The sequence below is a fragment of the Streptomyces cirratus genome (assembly GCF_014650775.1).
Taxonomy (GTDB): domain Bacteria; phylum Actinomycetota; class Actinomycetes; order Streptomycetales; family Streptomycetaceae; genus Streptomyces; species Streptomyces cirratus.
In genome coordinates, this window is record NZ_BMVP01000018.1 from 59,432 (window position 1) to 78,950 (window position 19,519).

Annotated in this window: 16 protein-coding genes and 1 pseudogene; 8 read left to right on the plus strand and 9 right to left on the minus strand. The window is 71.1% G+C overall.

All coding sequences use genetic code 11. The annotated features are described in order from the left end of the window. Positions 1–69 precede the first annotated feature (69 nt). Positions 70–1,326, minus strand: a complete 1,257-nt coding sequence (locus tag IE207_RS29175) for a tetratricopeptide repeat protein (protein ID WP_190187314.1) — start codon at positions 1,324–1,326, stop codon at positions 70–72. A 215-nt stretch (positions 1,327–1,541) separates the two neighbouring features. Further along, positions 1,542–2,117 (minus strand): hypothetical protein, encoded by a 576-nt coding sequence (locus IE207_RS29180; protein WP_190187315.1) that lies wholly within the window; start codon positions 2,115–2,117, stop codon positions 1,542–1,544. Between the two features lie 431 nt (positions 2,118–2,548). On the opposite strand from IE207_RS29180, the gene rox reads away from it, so the two are divergent. The 3 genes from rox to IE207_RS29195 all read left to right on the plus strand — a co-directional run bounded on the left by rox (position 2,549) and on the right by IE207_RS29195 (position 5,813). Then, positions 2,549–4,012: a rifampin monooxygenase gene (gene rox / locus IE207_RS29185; RefSeq protein WP_229874120.1), complete on the plus strand. Its 1,464-nt coding sequence runs from the start codon at positions 2,549–2,551 to the stop codon at positions 4,010–4,012. A 244-nt stretch (positions 4,013–4,256) separates the two neighbouring features. Beyond that, a complete protein-coding gene (locus IE207_RS29190; RefSeq protein ID WP_190187316.1) occupies positions 4,257–4,799 on the plus strand; it encodes a GNAT family N-acetyltransferase in 543 nt (180 codons plus the stop codon). Positions 4,800–4,898: 99 nt separating this feature from the next. Beyond that, positions 4,899–5,813 (plus strand): NAD-dependent protein deacetylase, encoded by a 915-nt coding sequence (locus IE207_RS29195; protein ID WP_190187317.1) that lies wholly within the window; start codon positions 4,899–4,901, stop codon positions 5,811–5,813. A 113-nt stretch (positions 5,814–5,926) separates the two neighbouring features. Here IE207_RS29195 and IE207_RS29200 read toward each other — a convergent pair whose 3' ends face one another. From IE207_RS29200 to IE207_RS29210, 3 genes are all read right to left on the minus strand, one after another. After that, positions 5,927–7,651, minus strand: a complete 1,725-nt coding sequence (locus IE207_RS29200; protein WP_190187318.1) for an acyl-CoA dehydrogenase family protein — start codon at positions 7,649–7,651, stop codon at positions 5,927–5,929. 190 nt (positions 7,652–7,841) lie between these two features. After that, complete coding sequence (locus IE207_RS29205) at positions 7,842–8,390, minus strand: PadR family transcriptional regulator (protein WP_190187319.1); 549 nt, start codon at positions 8,388–8,390, stop codon at positions 7,842–7,844. A gap of 95 nt (positions 8,391–8,485) precedes the next feature. Further along, positions 8,486–8,734 (minus strand): hypothetical protein, encoded by a 249-nt coding sequence (locus tag IE207_RS29210; protein WP_190187320.1) that lies wholly within the window; start codon positions 8,732–8,734, stop codon positions 8,486–8,488. Between the two features lie 206 nt (positions 8,735–8,940). Here IE207_RS29210 and IE207_RS34225 point away from each other — a divergent pair. Further along, positions 8,941–9,738, plus strand: a pseudogene (locus tag IE207_RS34225) (serine/threonine-protein kinase); the annotation flags it as partial. An 818-nt stretch (positions 9,739–10,556) separates the two neighbouring features. Here IE207_RS34225 and IE207_RS29220 read toward each other — a convergent pair. The 3 genes from IE207_RS29220 to IE207_RS29230 all read right to left on the minus strand — a co-directional run bounded on the left by IE207_RS29220 (position 10,557) and on the right by IE207_RS29230 (position 13,474). Further along, complete coding sequence (locus tag IE207_RS29220; RefSeq protein WP_190187322.1) at positions 10,557–11,480, minus strand: hypothetical protein; 924 nt, start codon at positions 11,478–11,480, stop codon at positions 10,557–10,559. A 23-nt stretch (positions 11,481–11,503) separates the two neighbouring features. Then, a complete protein-coding gene (locus IE207_RS29225) occupies positions 11,504–12,355 on the minus strand; it encodes a papain-like cysteine protease family protein (protein WP_190187323.1) in 852 nt (283 codons plus the stop codon). Between the two features lie 846 nt (positions 12,356–13,201). Then, positions 13,202–13,474, minus strand: coding sequence for a DUF3253 domain-containing protein (locus IE207_RS29230; RefSeq protein WP_190187324.1), 273 nt, complete (start codon positions 13,472–13,474; stop codon positions 13,202–13,204). 858 nt (positions 13,475–14,332) lie between these two features. Here IE207_RS29230 and IE207_RS29235 point away from each other — a divergent pair. The 4 genes from IE207_RS29235 to IE207_RS29250 all read left to right on the plus strand — a co-directional run bounded on the left by IE207_RS29235 (position 14,333) and on the right by IE207_RS29250 (position 17,649). Next, positions 14,333–15,223 carry an SDR family oxidoreductase gene (locus tag IE207_RS29235; RefSeq protein WP_190187325.1) on the plus strand — a complete coding sequence of 297 codons (891 nt, stop codon included), beginning with the start codon at positions 14,333–14,335 and terminating at the stop codon, positions 15,221–15,223. A 538-nt stretch (positions 15,224–15,761) separates the two neighbouring features. Next, positions 15,762–16,241 (plus strand): nuclear transport factor 2 family protein, encoded by a 480-nt coding sequence (locus tag IE207_RS29240; protein ID WP_190187326.1) that lies wholly within the window; start codon positions 15,762–15,764, stop codon positions 16,239–16,241. Between the two features lie 234 nt (positions 16,242–16,475). Beyond that, the gene (locus tag IE207_RS34020; RefSeq protein WP_308433680.1) at positions 16,476–16,796 is read left to right on the plus strand and encodes a hypothetical protein; all 321 of its coding nucleotides are present in this window, start codon (positions 16,476–16,478) and stop codon (positions 16,794–16,796) included. 154 nt (positions 16,797–16,950) lie between these two features. Next, a complete protein-coding gene (locus IE207_RS29250; RefSeq protein ID WP_190187327.1) occupies positions 16,951–17,649 on the plus strand; it encodes a class I SAM-dependent methyltransferase in 699 nt (232 codons plus the stop codon). 315 nt (positions 17,650–17,964) lie between these two features. On the opposite strand, the gene IE207_RS29255 is transcribed toward IE207_RS29250, so the two are convergent. After that, positions 17,965–19,437 carry a glutamate-cysteine ligase family protein gene (locus IE207_RS29255; RefSeq protein ID WP_190187328.1) on the minus strand — a complete coding sequence of 491 codons (1,473 nt, stop codon included), beginning with the start codon at positions 19,435–19,437 and terminating at the stop codon, positions 17,965–17,967. Positions 19,438–19,519: the final 82 nt, after the last annotated feature.

Here is a 19,519-nt window from a genome sequence, read left to right on the forward strand (position 1 = left end):
CGGTGTACCGCTCGGAGACGGTGTACGGCTTCGGCGTCCGCGGCTGCCGACCGCGCACGCCCCGCCCCACTACAGGTCGTCGGAGAGCACCGTGTCTTGCGCCTTGCGGCGGCGTCCCCAGCGCTTGTTCGCCATTTGGACGTCGGCCTGCGCCGATGACGACTCCTCCAGGGGGGTGAGCGTGAGGACCTCCGTCTTCGCGAGCGGCTCCGGGGACGAGGAGGCAGCGGTAGCCGTGGGTGCCGATACGGCCGAGGATCCCGAGGGGATGTCCACGATGAGCGGTACCAGACGTTCGCCGCGAGCCTTGGCGTCACTACTGGCATCGCCCCTGGCGTCGTTCTGGCCCTTGGCCTCGCTCTGGTTCTTGCCCTTGCGCACCCGCCACAGCCCCCGGGACTGGAGGGCGGTGCCGAGGTTGTTCAGGACCCGGCCCTCGTCGTCGCTCATCTCGGCGAACCGGGCGGCGGCCTGCTGGTGTGCGTCGATGGCCTCGTCGAACCGCCGCACCTGCTGCAGGGCCATGCCCAGGTTGTTCAGGGCCCGGCCCTCGCCCTCGTGGTCACCGAGTTCCGTGAACCGGGCGGCGGCCTGCTGGTGCGCGTCGATGGCTTCCTCGAACCGCCGCACCTGCTGCAAAGCCGTACCCAGGTTGTTCAGGGCCCGGCCCTCACCGTCATGGTCACCCAGCTCGGCGAACCGGGCGGCGGCCTGCTGGTGAGCGTCGATGGCTTCCTCGAACCGCCGCACCTGCTGCAAAGCCGTACCCAGGTTGTTCAGGGCCCGGCCCTCACCGTCATGGTCACCCAGCTCGGCGAACCGGGCGGCGGCCTGCTGGTGAGCGTCGATGGCCTCGTCGAACCGCCGCACCTGCTGCGAAGCCGTGCCGAGGTTGTTCAGGGCCTGCCCCTCGCGGTGGTGGTCGCCCAGCGCGGTGAACCGGGCGGCGGCCTGCTGGTGTGCGTCGATGGCTTCCTCGAACCGCCGCACCTGCTGCGAAGCCGTCCCCAGGTTGTTCAGGGCCTGCCCCTCGCGGTGGTGGTCGCCCAGCTCGGCGAACCGGGCGGCGGCCTGCTGGTGTGCGTCGATGGCCTCGTCGAACCGCTGCACCTGCTGCAAAGCCGTGCCGAGGTTGTTCAGGGCCTGCCCTTCGGCATGGGGCTCGCCCAGCTCGCGGCATGTGACGAGGTCCTGCTGGTGGGCCTCGATGGCCTCGTCGAACCGCTGCACCTGCTGCAAGGCGACGCCGAGGCTGTTCAGCGCCCGGCTCTCGCCATGGCGTTCGCCCAGTTCGCGGCAAATTATCAGATCCTGCTGATAGCTCATGGTGCCTCCCAGGAGTCGCGCCGTTCTTGGCGACACTCTCAGCAACCAGCCAAACGCGGACGACCGCAACCGGTTCGGGGCCGGTGGCACCCAACCGAATGGTGCTTTCGCCTGTCTGGCGGAGGCGGCTGCCCCCAACTGCCCAGCCGGCTCCCTGCCGGCCCCGCGTCCGGACGGAGGCGGCGATCACGGCGCGCCGGGAGGGCAGCCGGAGGTCAGCGCATGCGGACGGTGATCCCGGGGAGCGGTATGTCGGACAGGTCGAGCTGGAGCCCCGTCACGGTCAGGTAGGTCTGGGAGTCACTGAGGGTGTCGGACGGTGCCTGGGTCTTCCCGCGGGTGCTCACCAGCAGGTACCAGCCCCCGCGCTTGTAGCTGCGTGAGGCGTCGGCGCTGTCGCCGTTCGGGTTCAGCACCCAGCCCTGGCGCTCCAGGTCGGCGCAGATCGCGTGCATCTCCGACTGTGCGGCGGTCTTCTCGCGGACGGCCGTCCAGCCCGTCCTGTTCGAGTCGGCGCCGGCCGCGACGGTCGGACGGCCCTGTGCGGGATCCAGGCCCGCCGCGCTGACCGCGGTCCGGATCACCTCGTCCACGGCCTCCCGTGTGAGGGGCGGTGACGTGGACTCCGGTGTGGGCGCCGCCGTGGACGGGCGGGGCGTGGAATCGGGCGCGCCCAGGTGAACGCGCCCGTCGTCGTCTATCTGGATGTGGTCCGGCAGGGCCACGGCGGCCAGACTCACGATCAAGGTCGCGGCCAGCCCGATCCACACCCTCCTCAACAGCGCGTTCAACGCGAGACTCCCCCCCGAGTGATCATTCAGAGGAAGTCTCACACATACTGCTCGGCGCCCGGCGGCCGTTGCAGGTGCCCTTCGCTTCAAGGTGGCCGACAGCAACGCGAGGGCGGCACGTTCAACTGCCGTGGGGATACGCGCTGTTCGAAGAGCCGGCCGCGAAGTCCGGCAATGCTGCTGATCGCGGACCAGCACGCCTCCACCGGCGCCTTGCCCCTGGCCATCGGCGGGGATTGCCGGCTGCCCGCAGCACGCGTGAGAAAGGCAAGGAGGTCATTGCCCACTCCTTGCCACTACCAACATATAGCGCACAGGGGGTCTTGCGGCAAGGCCCCGGTGATGCCGCAGAATCTGCGACCGCCCCGGAAACTGCCGGTCGGCGGCCACACAGCAGCCGGGCGTTGCAACACGCTCGATGGGGGTTTCTCATGACGAACACAGACATGGCCGTGAACGCAGACCTGGACGCAGAAGTGATCGTGGCCGGTGGAGGCCCGACCGGCCTGATGTTGGCGGGCGAGCTGCGCCTGCACGGCGTGCGGGTGCTCGTACTGGAGAAGGAGACGGAGCCGATCAGGCAGTCCCGCGCCCAGGGGCTCCACGCCCGCAGCATCGAGGTCATGGCACAGCGCGGTCTGCTGGACCGGTTCCTCGCGCTCGGCAAGCAGTACACGGTCGGCGGCTTCTTCGCCGGGCTCGCCAAGTCCTGGCCGGAGCGGATGGACACCGCGCATCCGTACGTCCTGCACATCCCGCAGACCACCACCGAGCGGCTGCTGACCGAGCACGCCGTCGAGGCCGGCGCAGAGATCCGGCGCGGCTGCGAGGTGACCGGGCTGGAGCAGGACGACCAAGGGGTGAGCGTCGAGCTGGCCGACGGTACGTGGCTGCGCTCGCGCTACGTCGTCGGCTGCGACGGCGGCCGCAGCACGGTGCGCAAGCTGCTCGGTGTCGCCTTCCCCGGCGAGCCGTCCCGGGTCGAGACGCTGCTGGGCGTGATGAAGCTGGACGTGGAGCCGCAGACGCTGGCCGCCGTGACGGCCGAAGTGCGAAAGACCCAGCTGCGGTTCGGTGCCATGCCCATGGAGGACGGGGAGTACCGGGTCATCGTGCCCGCCGAGGGGGTGGCGGAGGACCGTGTCGCCGCGCCGACCCTGGGGGAGTTCAAACAGCAGCTGCGGGCGTACGGCGGCACCGATTTCGGCGCACACTCGCCACGCTGGCTCTCCCGCTTCGGCGACGCGACCCGGCAGGCCGAGCAGTACCGGGTCGGCCGGGTGCTGCTGGCCGGCGACGCGGCGCACATCCACCCGCCGACCGGCGGCCAGGGCCTCAACCTCGGCATCCAGGACGCGTTCAACCTGGGCTGGAAGCTGGCCGCGGAGGTCTGCGGCTGGGCACCGGAAGGCCTGCTCGACAGCTACCACGGCGAACGGCACCCGGTGGCGGCCGACGTGCTGGACAACACCCGCGCGCAGATCCAGCTGATGTCGTCCGAGCCGGGGGCGCAGGCGGTGCGCCGGCTGATGGCGGAACTGGTGGAGTTCGAGGAGGTGAACCGGTACCTCATCGAGAAGATCAGCGCGATCGCGATCCGCTACGACTTCGGTCCTGGCCACGACCTCCTCGGCCGTCGGCTGCGGGACGTCCGGCTGAAGCGGGGCCGTCTGTACGACCTGACGCACGAGGGCCGCGGCCTGCTCCTCGACCAGAGCGGCCGCCTCTCGGTGGCCGGCTGGGCGGACCGCGTCGACCACGTCGTCGACGTCAGCGAAGAACTCGACGCGCCCGCGGTACTGCTGCGACCGGACGGCCACGTCGCCTGGGTCGGCGAGGACCAGCAGGATCTCCTCGCCCACCTCCCCGCATGGTTCGGCACTGCCACGACCTGACCCGCACCGCCGCACGCCTCCCAGGTTCGTGGCCGCCGCCGGCCGGATCATGCGCTCTCCTCTCACCGCGTGGGGGTTTTCGACGACGACCGCACGTGCCGGGGCGGTCACGCTGCGCGTTCCGCGCCGTTGCCGCGCCGCCGGGGCCGGTCGGCCGGACGCCGGGAGGGCCGGAAATCGTGTGCCCACGCCACCTGCCCGCGGTTACCCTGCTTCGTCGGAACAGGCCGCGGAGGAACCCATCATGACCAGCACGAAGTCGTCGTTTCCGGAGCGGATCGAGCTCAAGGGAGAAGGTCTCGTCCTGCGGGACTGGACGGAGGCGGACCTGGCCGCGATGCCGGGACTCTTCGATCACCCCGACATCGCCTACTGGACACCGATCGTCTCCCCCTTCGACGACGCGGCCGCCCGCGCGCGCCTGGACCGGGACCGGAAGCTGCGGGCGGAGGGCACGACGATCCTCCTCGCCATCACCGTCGACGGCGGAGCCCCGCTCGGCGAGGTGATGCTGAGGCGTGCCCCGGAGGGAACCGAGATCGGTTACGCGGTGGGCCCGGCGCACCGCGGCCGAGGCCTGGCGGCGCGAGCCGTCCGGGTCATGTGCGCCTACGCCTTCGAGCAACTGGGCGCGGAGCAGGTGATCCTGGAACTGGAGGCGGAGAACGCCGCCAGCGTCGCCGTGGCCACCAAGGCGGGTTTCCGACTGCTCGACGTGCCGCTGATCACCGGTGAGGAGAAGGGACGGCCCTTCAGCCTGCAGACATGGGGACGCACCCGCTCCTGAGGTCTCCCCGCCGCGATCGACGCCGTACAGCCGGCGACCGTCACCGCCCCTGCGTCCGGCTCCCGCGCCGTTGTCCTACCCGTTCCGTACGCTGGCAGCATGCGTACGCGCCCCACTCTGAGCTGGACGCCCACCGAGGACCCGCCACCCGGCACCACGGAGCCGGCGCCGGTCGTCGACGCGCTGAGGAGCGGTGGTGTGCTGGTGCTCAGCGGGGCCGGCATCTCCACGGAGTCGGGCATCCCCGACTATCGGGGAGAGGGCGGGAGCCTGAGTCGGCACACCCCGATGACCTATCAGGAATTCGCCGCCAGTGCCCGTGCCCGGCGCCGGTACTGGGCACGCAGCCACCTCGGCTGGCGCACGTTCGGTCGGGCCCTGCCCAACGCCGGGCACCGGGCGGTGGCGGCGTTCGGGCGGCAGGGCCTGCTCGCGGGTGTGATCACCCAGAACGTCGACGGGCTGCACCAGGCCGCCGGAAGCGAGGGCGTGGTGGAACTCCACGGCAGCCTGGAGCGCGTGGTCTGCCTTTCCTGCGGCGCCCTCACCTCGCGCCGTGAGCTCGCCCGCCGGCTGGAGGAGGCCAACGCGGGCTTCGGGCCGGTGGCGGCGGCACTTAACCCGGACGGCGACGCCGACCTCACCGACGAGCAGGTCGGGGACTTCTGCGTGGCGCCCTGCCACGCGTGCGGGGGCGTCCTCAAACCGGACGTGGTGTTCTTCGGCGAGAGCGTTCCGCCGCCCCGGGTCGAGCACTGCCGCGACCTGGTCGAGGCGGCCACGTCGCTGCTGGTCCTGGGGTCCTCGCTGACGGTGATGTCGGGCTTGCGGTTCGTCCGCCAGGCGGCCCGGGCCGGGAAGCCCGTCCTGATCGTCAACCGGGATCCGACCCGGGGTGACCGGCACGCCGTCACCCGGGTCGCGCTGCCCTTGGGGGCCACCCTCACCACGGTGGCCGAGCGTTTGGACGTCCCCGTGGACGTCGGATCGGAGGGACCGGCACGGCGGCCTTGAGGGGGAACTCAAGGCCGCCGGCCCCGGCCCCGCGCGGCACGGCACGAGGCCGGCGGCTCGGCCGGGAACGGACTGCCGCAGCGTGGTGAGGGTTGTCGTCGCGCCCCGTCTCGTCAGGGCGCCATCTCGTACGCCCCTGCCAGTGCCTGCACGCGCGCCCAGACGCGCGCCGAGCGGTCGGCGTCGACGACCGGGCGCCGAACCGCCCCGAGCGCCCAGCTCTGCTGGTCCGCCGTCGCGGAGTCCTTGCCGTACAGCTCCACCGCGTGGGCGGAGAAGTCCCGCACGAGGACGGCGAACAGTTCGTCGAGCACGTCCTCGTCCAGGCCCGACAGACGTGCCTGCTCCAGGATCAGCTGGCCGTGGACGACCAGGGCGAAGAGCTGGCCCACGGCCAGGAGGAGGTCGAGGTCACGGCTCTGCTCCTCGTCGGGGGCGGCCGTCTTGACGAACTCGCACAGGGCGTCGGCCTGCTCGCGGAAACGGCCGACGTTGGGCAGGGAGGCGTACGCGTCGAAGGCAGGCCGCCAGTCGTGGAAACGTACGGAGCCCAGGCCGCGCGCGGGCCCCTGGCGGAAGAGGAACGCGTCGTCGGCCGCGTCGAGGCGGGTCGGCACGGGCGCGTAGTCGGCGGACTCCAGCAGGTGGTTGCGCATGAACTTGAGGATCAGCGCGAGGTTGACGTGGACCGTGCCCTCCAGCTTCGGCAGGCTGCGGATCTCCACGGCCGCCTGGGCGAAGTAGGTGTCCTTCTCGAAGCCCTTGGCGGCGATGACGTCCCACATGAGGTCGATGACCTTCTCGCCCTCCGTGGTCACCTTCATCTTGGTCATCGGGTTGAAGAGCAGGTAACGGCGGTCGTCGGGGCCGGCGGAGCGGAAGTAGTCGACGGCACGGTCGCTGAACAGCTTCATGCCGACGAGTCGGACATAGGCATCGGCCAGCTCACGGCGCACGTGCGGAAAGGCGGTGACGGGGCGGCCGTAGAGGATCCGGTTGTCCGCATGGGTGACGGCCTCGTACATCGCGTGCTCGCAGATGCCGATCGAGGCGGTGCAGAGGTTGAACTTGCCGACGTTGACGGTGTTGAGCGCGGCGTCGAAGGCGGCCCGGCCGGTGTGCAGGACGTCCTCGGACCGGACGGGGTAGTCGTCGAGGCGGAACTCGCTGACGTACTTGGACGAGTCGACGACGTTCTTCACCAGGTGGTACGCCGGGTGACGGCTGTCGGCGGCGAAGAAGACGTACCCCTCGGGCCCCTCGACGTCGGTGCGGCGTCCGAAGACGGACACGAGGCCGGCGGCGTTGCCGTTGCCGATGTAGTACTTGGACCCGCGGGCGCGGAAGCCGCCTTCGCCGTCGGGGTCCAGGAGCATGTCGGTGGAGTAGATGTCGGCGCCGTGGGTCTTCTCGGACAGGCCGAACGCGAACACCTCGCCCTCGCCCAGGAGTTGCCCCGCCCGGGCGCGGGCGGCGGCGTTGTCGCTCTGCCAGACCGGGCCGAGACCGAGGATCGTCACCTGCCAGGCGTACCAGTAGTCGAGACCGTAGAAACCGAAGATCTCGTTGAGGGCGGCGATCCGCGCGGTGTCCCAGCGCTTGTCCGGATCGTCGTCGCCGGCCTCGGGCGCCGGGGTCAGGAAGGTCGCGAAGAGGCCCTCCTTCGCGGAGAACGCGAGGAAGTCCGCCAGCCAGGCCCGCGAGCGGTAGTCCTCGATCAGCTTGCGCTTGCCGCGGTCCTCGAACCAGTCGACGGTGGCGCGGAGCAGCCTGCGGGTCTCGGGGTCGAAGTGGGCGGGGTCATAGGTGCGCGGGTTGAACAGCAGCGTGTCGGTCATGAGGGTTCGCCTTTCGGGCCCGGGTGCGGTCCGGGCTCTGTCGGGGTCTGGCACACGGGGGTACGGAAGTGTCGGGGAAGTCGCGTCGGGCGGTTGCGGCGTCGCGGGAACGGTGGCGAGGGGGGCGGGCCGGCGAGGGGGCGCCGGAGCGGCCTGGTGGGGCGGACGGCTCGCGCGCCCGGTCGGCGGACTAGGCGATCCGGCGGAGCGTGGCAAGGACGTCCTCGAGCCAGGCGAGCATCATCCGCTCGTAGGCGATACCACCTCGCAACACGACGTGTTGCAGTTCCTCACCGGCATCCGGCGCGGCGGGAGCCTCGGGGCCGGTGAAGTCCCGCAGCTCCCCCGCGAGGTAGTGGGTCAGCCGGTCGGCGTGCGCCTGGTGGTGCCTCTCGACCTCGGTGATCAGCGCGGACGGGTCGTCGAAGGCCGCGCCGCGGATCTTCACGGCGATCTCGTGGCGCACGCTGTCGGGCTGGACGGGGTCGCGCAGCCAGGCCGAGAGCGCGGCGCGGCCGGCCGGGGTGACCGAGTGTTCCTTCTTGTCCGGTCTGGCCTGCTGTTGAACAGCGCGGACCTCGATCCAGCCGTCGTTCTCCATGCGCCTCAGCACGCGGTAGATCTGCTGGTGGGTCGCGGTCCAGAAGTAGCCGATGGACCGGTCGAACCGCCGGGCCAGCTCATAGCCGGAGCCCGGCTGCTCCAGCAGGGAGACGAGGATCGCGTGCTCAAGCGCCATGCCCCGATCTTTGTATGCAACTCGTTTCATAGACAAGCGTCACCGGCCGGATGAGACACGCCTCACCCCCGGGCCCGCCCGCGCCGGGCTCTCCCCTACTGGCTCAGCCCCACGTCCCGCAGCTCGGCATGGACCATGTCCCCTTCTGGGACAGCCGGCCTCGGCGGCCAGGGTGACCACGCGCTGCCCACACGCTTTTCGACACCCTGTGGCGTCCGTGACTTGCCCAGTTCCGCCGGCGCCCCGGTGAGCTCGCCTGGGCCCACGACGAAGAGCACGTCGATGCCCTCGCCGCCCACGTCGGCGCCCGGCTGCGCGAACGTCAGGCCCCCCGCGAGGTCCACGTACGGCAGCCTGCCGTTCCGGTCGGAGTCCGCAGGGAGGCCGTAGCGAGGTACCGGCCGGCGCTGGCGCCCTCCCTCGGCGAAGACCGGGGAGTCGCACCCACCGCGCCGGCACCGAGCCGGCGCCCACCGGTATCGCCCGGCTGCGTAGCCCGTCGTCCGTGGGGTAAGCGCGGCGTAACGCCGGCGAGTAGAGGAGGTCCCGCATGTCGACGCGTCCGACTTCGGCCCACGCAGTGCAGACCCCACTCGGCTCCCTGCTCGGAGGCCGCTACCGGCTTCGAGCCCTCATCGGTTCCGGCGGGACGGCGGACGTGTTCCGCGGTGTCGATCAGGTCCTGGAACGAGAGGTGGCGGTCAAACTCTTCCGCCCCGGAGCCGACACCGTCACAGCCGACCACTTCTGTGACGAGGCACAGACCCTGGCCCGGCTCTCTCACCGCGCCCTCGTCACCGTGTACGACATCGGCCGCCACGGGCAAGTGGCCTACATGGTGACGGAGTTGATACCCGGCATCACGCTGCGCACCCGCATAGACGCCGGCCCTCTGAGCCCCGTACACGTCATCCGGCTCGGTACCGAGATCGCGTCGGCCCTCGACCACGTCCATGCGCACGGCATCATCCACCACGACATCAAGCCGTCCAACGTCCTGCTCAGCGACGACGGCTCTCCCTTCCTGGCCGACTTCGGGCTGGCCCGTGCCGTCGACGACCGTACCCGCAGCGAACCGGAAACGCTCGTCGGAACCCTCGCCTACATGGCTCCCGAGCAACTGCGCGGCCACGGGGCGGGCATGGCGAGCGACGTCTACGCCTTGGGCTTGACACTTCTGGAGGCACTCACCGGCGTCCGCGAGTACGTGGGCACGCCCGCCGAGATCGGCGTCGCCCCGCTGTTGCGTGCCCCTGAGGTGCCCGAGCAGATACCCGACGCTCTGGGGAGGCTGCTGAGAGCGATGACGGATCCGGACCCGCAGGCACGGCCCGACGCCGCCCGCATACACCAGACCCTGCACAGCCTCGGGGCGGCGAAAAAGCCGCCCCTGGGCACCGCGTCTGGCCCGGCTCCCGCCGCCGTTCCGGCGAACCCGGCGTCGGACACGCACCGCGCCCCCGCCCCGCTCGGTCACCTCCCGCGCGTTCCCGGTCCGCAGAAGCGCCCGCGCCGCCCGTCCCCCCGTACCGCGGGAGTCGTCGTGATGGCCGCGAGCGTGGTCGGCGCGTCCGTGCTCCTGGTAGGGGCTACCGACTCCTCCCACGCGCCCTCCGGCAGCCGGCCGACGACGCCCCAGGCGGCCGCGCGTCCGTCGCTCACACCCACGACGCCGGCAACGCCGGCCCCCTCCGCACCCGGGGCCACGAGCTCGGGCGCCACCACCCCGGTCCCCGCGACCCAGGGCACCGCGACCCAGGCCGGCGCGACCCAGGCCGGCGCGACCCAGGCCGGCGCGACCCAGGCCGGCGCGACCCAGGCCGGCGAGGCCCGGGTTGCCGAGGCCCAGGTTGCCGGGGCCCGGAACCGGACATCCGGTCCCGGTACTGCTGCCTCGCCCCCCGCCGCCCCCCCTCCAACGGACCACGGGCCGGCGGCCAAGAACAAGGAGCAGCAGGCCGGAAACAAGGGAAACAACGGGAAGAAGGAAAAGGAGAAGGGCAAGGAGAAGGAGAAGGAGAAGGCCCCGTCGAGATGAGGTGATCCGGCGCTCGGGGTCGGACGCCGGGACGGCCCGGTTCTCGTCCCCACGCTGATGTGCGGGGGTGAAGCCCGGCGCCGGCCCACTTATCCAGTGGGCCGGCGCCGGTAGTGAATCCGTACAGGTCAGCGCGTGGCGTCTCTCCGTCGGCGGCGCGCGTACACCACCGCACCGCCGGTCGCCGCCAGGGCCGCAGCCCCGGTTGCGGCTGCCGGCTGCCAGGACGCGTCGGCTGCCGGTCCCGCGAACGCGGCTACGGGCTCGGCCGGCTGGTCCCCCACCAGACCGTCGTACCCACCGGCCAGGCCCTTCCGGTCGTACTCCGAGCCGGGCAGCTTGTCACCGTATCGGGTGGTGACCAGCTTCTGGTAGGCAGTGAGGGTGAGTGAGCGCTTTCCGCCGAGGCCGGTGGTCGCCTCATCGTTGAGAGGTTCGACCAGGCCTTCGGCGGTGAGCCGGTACCAGGCGTGGATCTGCGGCTCGGTGAAGGTGCGGGCCTGAGGGGTGCCGCGTTCGGCAAGGCTGAGCTCGGTGTCCCCGTCCCTGATGCCGGCCAGTTGCCAGCCCTCGGCGCCGACGGCCTGCCCGCCGTTTGCCGGTGCAGCCGGGTTTCCCTGAGGCGAGAGCAGGACGGCTGCCTGGTGGCCGTCGGAGGCGGTCACCCGTGAGGCCAGATAGGAGAGCCGCAGCGCGGTCTGCGGGGTCGCCTGGGTCTTGCCGGCCACGAACTCGGGGCTGACCTCGAACATCGGCACCGGGTCCTTGAGATCGAACTTCGGCGGCGCGGCGACTGCGGAGGGGGCGTTTCGGGGAGTGCCGACGGCGCCGCCGTCCGCGGCGGCGGCACTGCCGGGCGGCCGGGCCGAGACCAGGAAGCGGGAGACGGTGCCTCGGAGCTGGTCGCTCCGGAGCGTCTGCTGGGCGGACTGGTAGCCCGCGATGCCGTCGCCGTCCGCACCCTGCGCGGAAACGTTTCCGCACAGGGTGGCGGCGAGAGCGGTGGTAGCGAGGACAGCGGCACGGACTGCCGCGCGCCTGGTGCGTCGCATGCTCTGCATGGTCGGTCTTCTCCTCAGCCCTGGATGCCGACGCGGGAGTGCGTCCACTGGAACGAGTTGTTGTTCGCGTAGGTGGAGTAGTTCCACCAGGTATAGGTCTGGGTGGTCTGCCACGGGTCGCCCACCGCGATCATGCTGCTGGCGCTGTCGTAGCCGTAGATGACGTTCATGTGGCCGCCGCCACTGCGCCAGCCGATCCGTACGGCGAACGGCCGGCCCGCGGCGATCTCGGTGGTCGACTCGCTGAACGAGGCGTTGCGGTACAGGCTGCGGCCGCTGTTGCCCAGCCCCACCCCGGCCAGGCCGTTGGCCATGTCTTCCAACGTCGCGGGCTGGTTGTTGCAGTCCACCCAGCTGCCCTGGGCGGCGAGTTGGCAGAACCGCTCCTGGCTGACCGTGCGGCCCCAGTATTTGGCGATGGTCACCCCGGAGGCGTCCCAGCACCACTGGGTCCTGACCTGCTTCTGCATGTCGATCTGGAGCGTCTTCGCGGTCGTGGGAGTCGGCTTCGGGTTCGAGCCGCAGACCGGCAGGGCGGTGGTGTTCTCCCGGATGAACGCGTCCGCGATGTAGTACGAGCCGGTGTAGATCCACCGCGGGTCGTTCTCCACCGTGTCGCCGGTGGTCCGGCAGGACATCTGGATCCTGTCACCGACCCTGGAGGAGCCGTTGACCTGGGCCGACAGGGACGGCTTCGTGCGGTGGTTGACGGTGCTGTAGTTGCCCTGCCCGCCGATGACCGTGCCGCTGACCACATCGGCCTGGGCGAGGGCACCGAAGCCGAACAGCAGACCGCCGGAGAGTGTGGCGGTGAGTGCGGCTATCAGCGCCTTCTTCCGGCGGGACGTGCGACGTTTGTGCATCATGCTCCTTGATTCGGGAAGTTCCGGAACTCGCTCGCTCGGCACCCGGCCCCGGCCCCGGCCCCCGGTTCCGGGCTGGGGGCGCGTACGGACCGTAAGTGCCGGCCGTGGCCGTGGCCTGCACCCGGGAGGCCGGCGCGGCACTCCCCCGGATCCGCCCGCCACCGGGCGTAGAGCGGACGCCGCTGCGGCGTCGCCCGGAGAGGCGTGAGCCGGGGAAGCGCCTCGTTCGGCGGTGAAGGCGGTTACAGCCGACGGCGCACGGGTGCCGTACTGCGGCTTGACGCGCTTCTGCGAGCAGGCATAACCACATCGCTTCCTCAAGTGGATTGGGTGCGGGAATCCTGCCAGACGGATAAGGAGAGATTTAAACGCCGTCGCTCTACGCGCAAAGATGTCTCTAGTTCAACTACATGAGAGATTCCTGACGGTCTCTCAATTCACCTGGCGATAGGCACACTTGAGTGCCGTGCAACCATTGGTCCAGGCCATCCCGATGGTTCGACGGACGCGCGGACTTTGCAGAAACTTGACAGTTGATCACTTCATTAGACGCGGCGTCAAATAGCCGAAATAGCCCAGCGTATAGCGCATGTGACTGTCAATCATTTCACGAGTAGACAATCGCGAACCCCCGCATGCGTGCAAGAGGGCTGTAAGCGAAGATGCCCCGCGGCGAATACCGACCGCTCTCACCGCGGACGTGGGGGTGGATCGCGCCGGTCGGCCGTCGGTCGCGGGATGGGTGCCTGCGTCCGGCCGTGCCCGATCCTCGGACGCACACCCCGCACGCCCGCGCGGGGGAATGTGGGCCGCGGGCTGCTCGGAACGCGCGGCGCCGTTCCCGCGTCAGTGGACGCGGCGGATACGGATCGGACCGCGGGTCTTCGTCGGCTCCACGGCGCGGCCGCCCTGGGTGATCTCCACCTCACCTGACTCCACGAGCCGCCGGGCCGCACGCCGGACCGGTTCCATGAGGGCGCGCCAGCCGTCGTCGTCCCCGTCGTACACCGCACGCGCGGCGTCGGAGGGACAGATCGTCGCGGTCGGACCGCGACGATCCAGCAGCTGCAGGATGACCCGTTCCAGGTGTCGGTCCGTCTGCCGTTCGCTGTCCGTCACTCCGCCAGTGTCGCACCGCTGCTACGAGCCGACGGCCCGCGACGCAGGAAGATCACCGCACAGGCCTGTCCATACCGGTGTCAAGGACGGCGTGGGCGGAATCGGCGGTCTGGCAGTCACCGTGCAGCGCGGTGCTCGGAGGTCGCTGTGGATGAGCGCCGGCCCCTCCTCGTAGTCGACTGCCCGCCGACGGCGGTGTGCGCGTACGGCCTCGCTGCAAGCCGGGGGGGTCGGGTACTGCGTGCCGGCTGCGATCCGGGCCTGGAGCACGGCCGGGTGCTGTGCAGGACAAGGGGGTGGAAGGGGCCGGTCTCGCGCCGCGGGTCGAAGAGCGCGGCGGCGTAGGCGGCGTAGCGGTGTTGAGGACGGTCATGGGAACGATTACGGCCCGCCGGTGTACCGGGCGATCCCGTCGGTGCAGGCGGGGTCGGGTGCCGCGAGGGTCGCAATGGTTCTGGTGGTCACGCAGTCTGCCGGGTCTCCCGTCCAGGGCGCGGCGCGGAAGGTCGCCGATGTCTTCCCCGTCGGCGATCACCGCACCGTCCGGGGCCTGGTTCAACCCGGCTGCGCGTGCTCTTCCTACCGGGCAGGCCCCTCCCTGCCGCCGTACACACGTGCAGAGCAGCGCGTCCTGGGGCACCGCGGCGGGAAGCGCGGGTCACGCGCCAGGGACGTTCGATGCTGCGACCCTGGGCGAGAGGATCGGTCGGCTTCCTCGCCGCGTGGGCGGACGGGCCCGGAGCCCGGTGTGTCAGCCAAGGCGGCGCCCCTCCCCGTGTGGTGCCATGAGGTGTCTTCCCCCTCGGGCTCCGCGCCCCGCAATGCCGCGGACCCGGGTGCCACCTCTTGGAGGAAAGCATGCCGCAGCGCAATCCCTTGGCGGGCCGCACAGCCGTTGTCACGGGTGCTGCACGCGGGCTGGGAGAGGGGTTGTGCAGGCAATTGGCGAAGCGGGGTATGCGGATCGCCTTGCTCGGGCGTGAGGCCGAAACGCTCGAGCGGGTGGCGCGCTCGCTGCCGGTGGAGTCCCGCTGCTACGAGGCGGACGTCACAGATGACGAGGTGATGGGCCGCACCGCGCTGCGTGTCTCCCGCGACATGGGAGACCCGGCGGTCGTCATCGCGAACGCGGGAGTCGCCGAAGGCGGACCGTTCGGGGCGTCGAATCCGAAGACGTGGCGTCGTGTCATCGAGGTCAACCTCGTCGGCAGCGCCGTGACGGCACGGGTCTTCCTTCCGGCGCTCTTGAGGTCACGGGGCTATTTTCTCCAGGTGGCCTCGACAGCCGCGTTCGGAGCGGCTCCCATGATGAGCGCCTACTGCGCCTCGAAGGCGGGAGTGGAGTCCTTCGCCCAGTCCCTGCGTGCCGAACTCGGTCACCAGGGAGTGGGCGTGGGTATCGCCTATCTGCATTGGACGGACACCGACATGGTTCGCGACGTCGACGCCCACGATGTCCTACGCGAACTGCGTGCACACATGCCCGCTCCGGCACGGAAGGTGTATTCGGTCGAACAGGTGGCCGCGTGGCTGGCCAAGGCGGTGCACCACCGGGCGGCGACCGTGTACGCGCCGCCCTGGCTCCGGCTCGCGCAGCCCGTCCGCCCGGTGCTGCCCCTTCTTGTGGCGAGGGCCTCGGCCAGAACGCTGCCCCGTCTCGCACGCCACGGCCCCCTGAACCCGACCGGGTTGCTCGGCGCCGGCGGCCTGGCCGACACCCAGGCGCACGACCGGAAGAACGCCCCCTGACAGGAAGCCGGGCCGCTCGCCGCGTCCACGGAGATCGACGTACTGCGAGAGCCGGCCGACGACGGGCTCACCGGGTTCATGCCGTCGGCGCTGCCCGACGCGGCCTGGGTGCTCCACACCAGGGCGCGCCTCGCGGTTTGCCCGAGCGCCGGCCCCGCCCGCCCGGAGCCGAGCGGCACGTTCGGAGCGCTGCCTCCGCCTCCGGCCGGTGACAGGCCGTACGCGCGGCGACTGCCGCCCGACCATGCCGGTCAACCCCCGTCCGGGCGCGCCTCCCGCTCCCGCAGGCCACGGCACTGGCGCGAGATCGAGCTGACACAACCGCTGTGACCTGCGACGATCTGCGCTGCTGCGGTACATCCCCTGCCCAAGCCGGCCCTGAACCGCAGACTGCGACGTGTTTGCCGATACGGACAGGATCGCGACGGGCACCCGCTATCACCTCCGGAGCGGCCTTCGCCCGGCGCCCGGCAGGGCGGCGCCGATCGCGACGGATGCACCTTGACCTCAAGTTGGCTTGAGGTAGGAGACTTCCGTCATGGATACCGACGAAATGCAGCGACAAGTGCGGGCCCTGACCGACCGTGCGGCGATCACCGATCTGATGGACCGCTACCTGCGTTCGCTCGACGACAGGGTCTTCGACGAAGCGTGGGCACGTGCCTTCCACACCGAGGACGTCACCGCGGAGATGCCCATAGGCCCCGTCCGTGGCCGCACTGCCCTGCTGGGCCGTATCCGGCGTGGAATGGCACTGTTCGACCGGACCGTTCACATGGGCAGCAACAACGTCATCGAGGTCGACGGTGACCGGGCGACCGTCCGCGGCGCCCAGTTGAGCACCCACGTCCTGGCCGGCGACCCCGGTGGTGTCTTCGTCTCCGCCGGTCATACCGAGACGGAACTGACCAGGACCGCCGACGGCTGGCGGATCTCCGCCTCGGCACTGCGAGTGGTGTGGACCCAGGGCACCCCGCCCCGGCTTCCGGAGGACCTGACCGCGGTCTCCGCGGAGTAGGCGTATCGACCCGCAGGGGCGGGTCAGAGGTTTGAGGGAGGCGGCACCGGATCCTGATGCCCGAACAACTCCGGCAGGACCCCCGGGCACAAGGAACGAGCCCCCGCTCTGCACGGGGACGCCCCGGAGGAGTTCCGCACGGCTTCGGCGCCGAACCGGCCGACCCTGGCCCACGCACGGTGCGAGCCGACGCCGCTTCGTCTACCGGCACGTCAACAGGACGGTGACGGCGCGGTGCTCGGGGAGCTCGGGGCCCGGCGCGGCCGGATCTCGGGATCCGCGTCCGGGTCGGGGACGGCGCTGGTCACGGCGGTCGTGCCGCTGGCCGGCCTGTTCGGCTACGCGCCCCGGCTGCGCGGGCGGACTCAGGGCTGCGGCACCTTCACCACCGGCCCGTGGTCCGAGCGCCGGTTCCGCCTTCGGTCACCGCCACGGCGTCGACCCGCAAACCGGAGGGCTCCCGCTCCACTCCGTGGCACCGGGGCGGAGCGGGGACGCGGACCGGCCTCTGTGGCCGGATCGAGGGCTCGTGGGGCGGGACGGGGACGGCCATGATGGCCCGATGGACAGACGGGTGGACATACGACCGGCCGAACGCGAAGCGCCGCCGGAGCACTGTGGCCGCCCCGGCGTCCCCGGCGTCCCGGGGGCATATGGCCATTCCGGGCTCCCCGGCCCTTCCGGGGAGGGGCGGGGTGAGGCGTACGCCGTGTCGGCCGAGTTCTACGACCTGTTGCACGCCCGTGCCTACCACCGGCACGCGCTCGCCCTCGCCGCTCCGGCAGCCGCCGCTCGGCTGGGGATCGTCGAGGTCGGCGCGGGGACGGGCCTGGTCACCGGGGTGCTGATCGGCGCTTCGAACGTCCCCGTCCACGCGGTGGAGCCCTCGCCCGCGATGCGGACCGTACTGCTCTCCCGACTACACCCCCCGGTGGGCGGTTCCGCGGGGGAACGGGTGACGGTGCACGCCTGCTCCGCCCTCGATTTGTCGCTGGACGGGCCGGCCGACCTGGCCGTCTGCCTGCGGTTGGTGCCCTGTCTGCCGCCCGTCGAGCGGCGCGCGCTGTGGCGGGTGCTGGCGGGACTGCTGGTGCCGGGCGGTCTGCTGTTCCTGGACCGGCCGCCGTCGGAAATTCCCGCGCAGCCGGTGCGGCGCGGGCTGGGGCAGGTCCGGCTGGGCATGGACACCTACCACGGGCTGCTCACCCAAAGCGCCGAGGACGCCCGCATCCGCTACGACTACTCCTATCTGGTGTGCCGTCAGGGGCGGGTCCTGCGCCACGCCCGGGAGTCCTTCCTCCTGTGGCCGCTGCCGAGGCGGGAGCTGCGCCGGGAGCTCGCGGCGGCCGGCCTCGTACTGGAGGACGACCTGACGCAGGACGTGCTCCGGGCCCGCCGAGGTGCCTGACGGTGCGTGCCCCCTGCCCAAAGCCGCTGCCACACGCCGGACGCGTGCACCGGTACCGCCGCCAGTTGGCAGCTTCTGGAGCCACCGTCACCCGGAAGGCACGATGGACTCCTGCACCGAGCCCGGCGGGGTCGGACGCCGGCTGGCCGCCGTGATCGACGACAGCGCAGGCCGCGTCGGCGGGCAGGTCGCGGTGCAGGCTCCGCCTCCCGGATCGGGTCTGCGGACGCTGCCGACGGACAGCGCTCCAGGACGCGCTCTCCCGCGAGGTCGGCGCGCACGAGGTCGCAGGCTGCGACCCGGCGAGAGGACCGTTCAGTCGACGGGCCAGGTGTGGACCGGGGCGTTCATGTGCATGAAGTCCATGTACTGGCACGTCATCCGGCGCAACGACTCGTGGCGGCGCAGGTTGTCGTCGAGGTGGTGGAACATCTCCGACTGCCAGGTGGCGCCGTTGCGCCCGGCCACGCAGCGCTGTTCGATCACGCCCAGCAGTTGTTCGCGCCACATGTCGTCCATGCCCGTGGCTTCCAGGCCCCGGTGCGCCAGCGGCAGCAGTCGGCGCAGGACGAGTTCGGCGGCCGGTACCTCGCCCATGCCGGGCCAGTAGAGCGAGGCGTCGATGCCGTGCCGGGCGGCAAGGTGCAGGTTCTCTTCCGCGGCGGAGAAGGACATGCGGGACCACACCGGGCGCTCCTCCTCGACCAGCGCCCGGGTCAGGCCGAAGTAGAAGGCGCCGTTGGCGAGGATGTCGGCCACGGTCGGCCCGGCCGGCAGGACCCGGTTCTCCACGCGCAGGTGCGGTTTGCCGTGGGCGACGGCGTACACGGGCCGGTTCCACCTGTAGATGGTTCCGTTGTGCAGACTCAGTTCTGCCAGCTCGGGCACGTTCCCCGCTTCGAGGGTGGCGTGCGGGTCCTCGTCCTCGCAGAGGGGCAGCAGCGCGGGGAAGTAGCGCTGGTTCTCCTCGAAGAGGTCGAACACGCTGGTGATCCAGCGCTCCCCGAACCACACCCTGGGCCGCACGCCCTGCACCTTGATCTCCTCGGGACGGGTGTCGGTGGCCTGCTCGAACAGCGGGATACGGGTCTCGCGCCACAGTTCCTTGCCGAACAGGAAGGGCGCATTGGCGGCGAGGGCGACCTGGACCCCCGCGATGGCCTGGGCCGCGTTCCAGTAGGGGGCGAAGTCACCGGGAGCGACCTGGAGATGGAACTGGACGCTGGTGCAGGCCGCCTCGGGGGTGATCGTGTCGGCGTACGCCCGCAGCCTCTCGACCCCGTCGACCGCAATCCGCAGGTCCTCGCCGCGGGCCGCGAACACCTGCTCGTTCAGGAGGTGGTAGCGCGGGTTCTCCGAGAGGGCGTGCCCTCCCACGTCCTTCTGCTGGAGCGTCGGCAGGATGCCGATCATGACGAGGTGGGCGCCGACCGTCGCGGCCCTTTCCTCGGCGTGATTGAGCGCGTCACGGATCTCACGCTCCCAGGCATCGGGGCCGCCCTCGGCCAGCCGCCGGGGCGGCAGGTTGATCTCCAGGTTGAAACGGCCCAGCTCAGTCGACCAGGCGGGGTCTGCGATGGCGGCGAGAACGTCGCTGTTGCGCATGGCCGGCTCGCCGGAACCGTCGACCAGGTTGAGCTCGATCTCGAGGCCGACCTGGGGCCGCTCATAGTCGAACCGGGCCTCGCGCAGCATGCGGGCGAACGCGTCGAGGCAGGACTGCGTCTTGTTCCGGTAGCGGCGCCGGTCCTCCCGGGTGAACATCAACGCCGGGACATCCCGTCCCATCGGACCTCCCGCGTCCCCCGGCGCTCGGGTCCGGGTGCTCGTGGGCGTTCTCCCTCCAGCGTCGCACGCCGCGCGCGGCAGC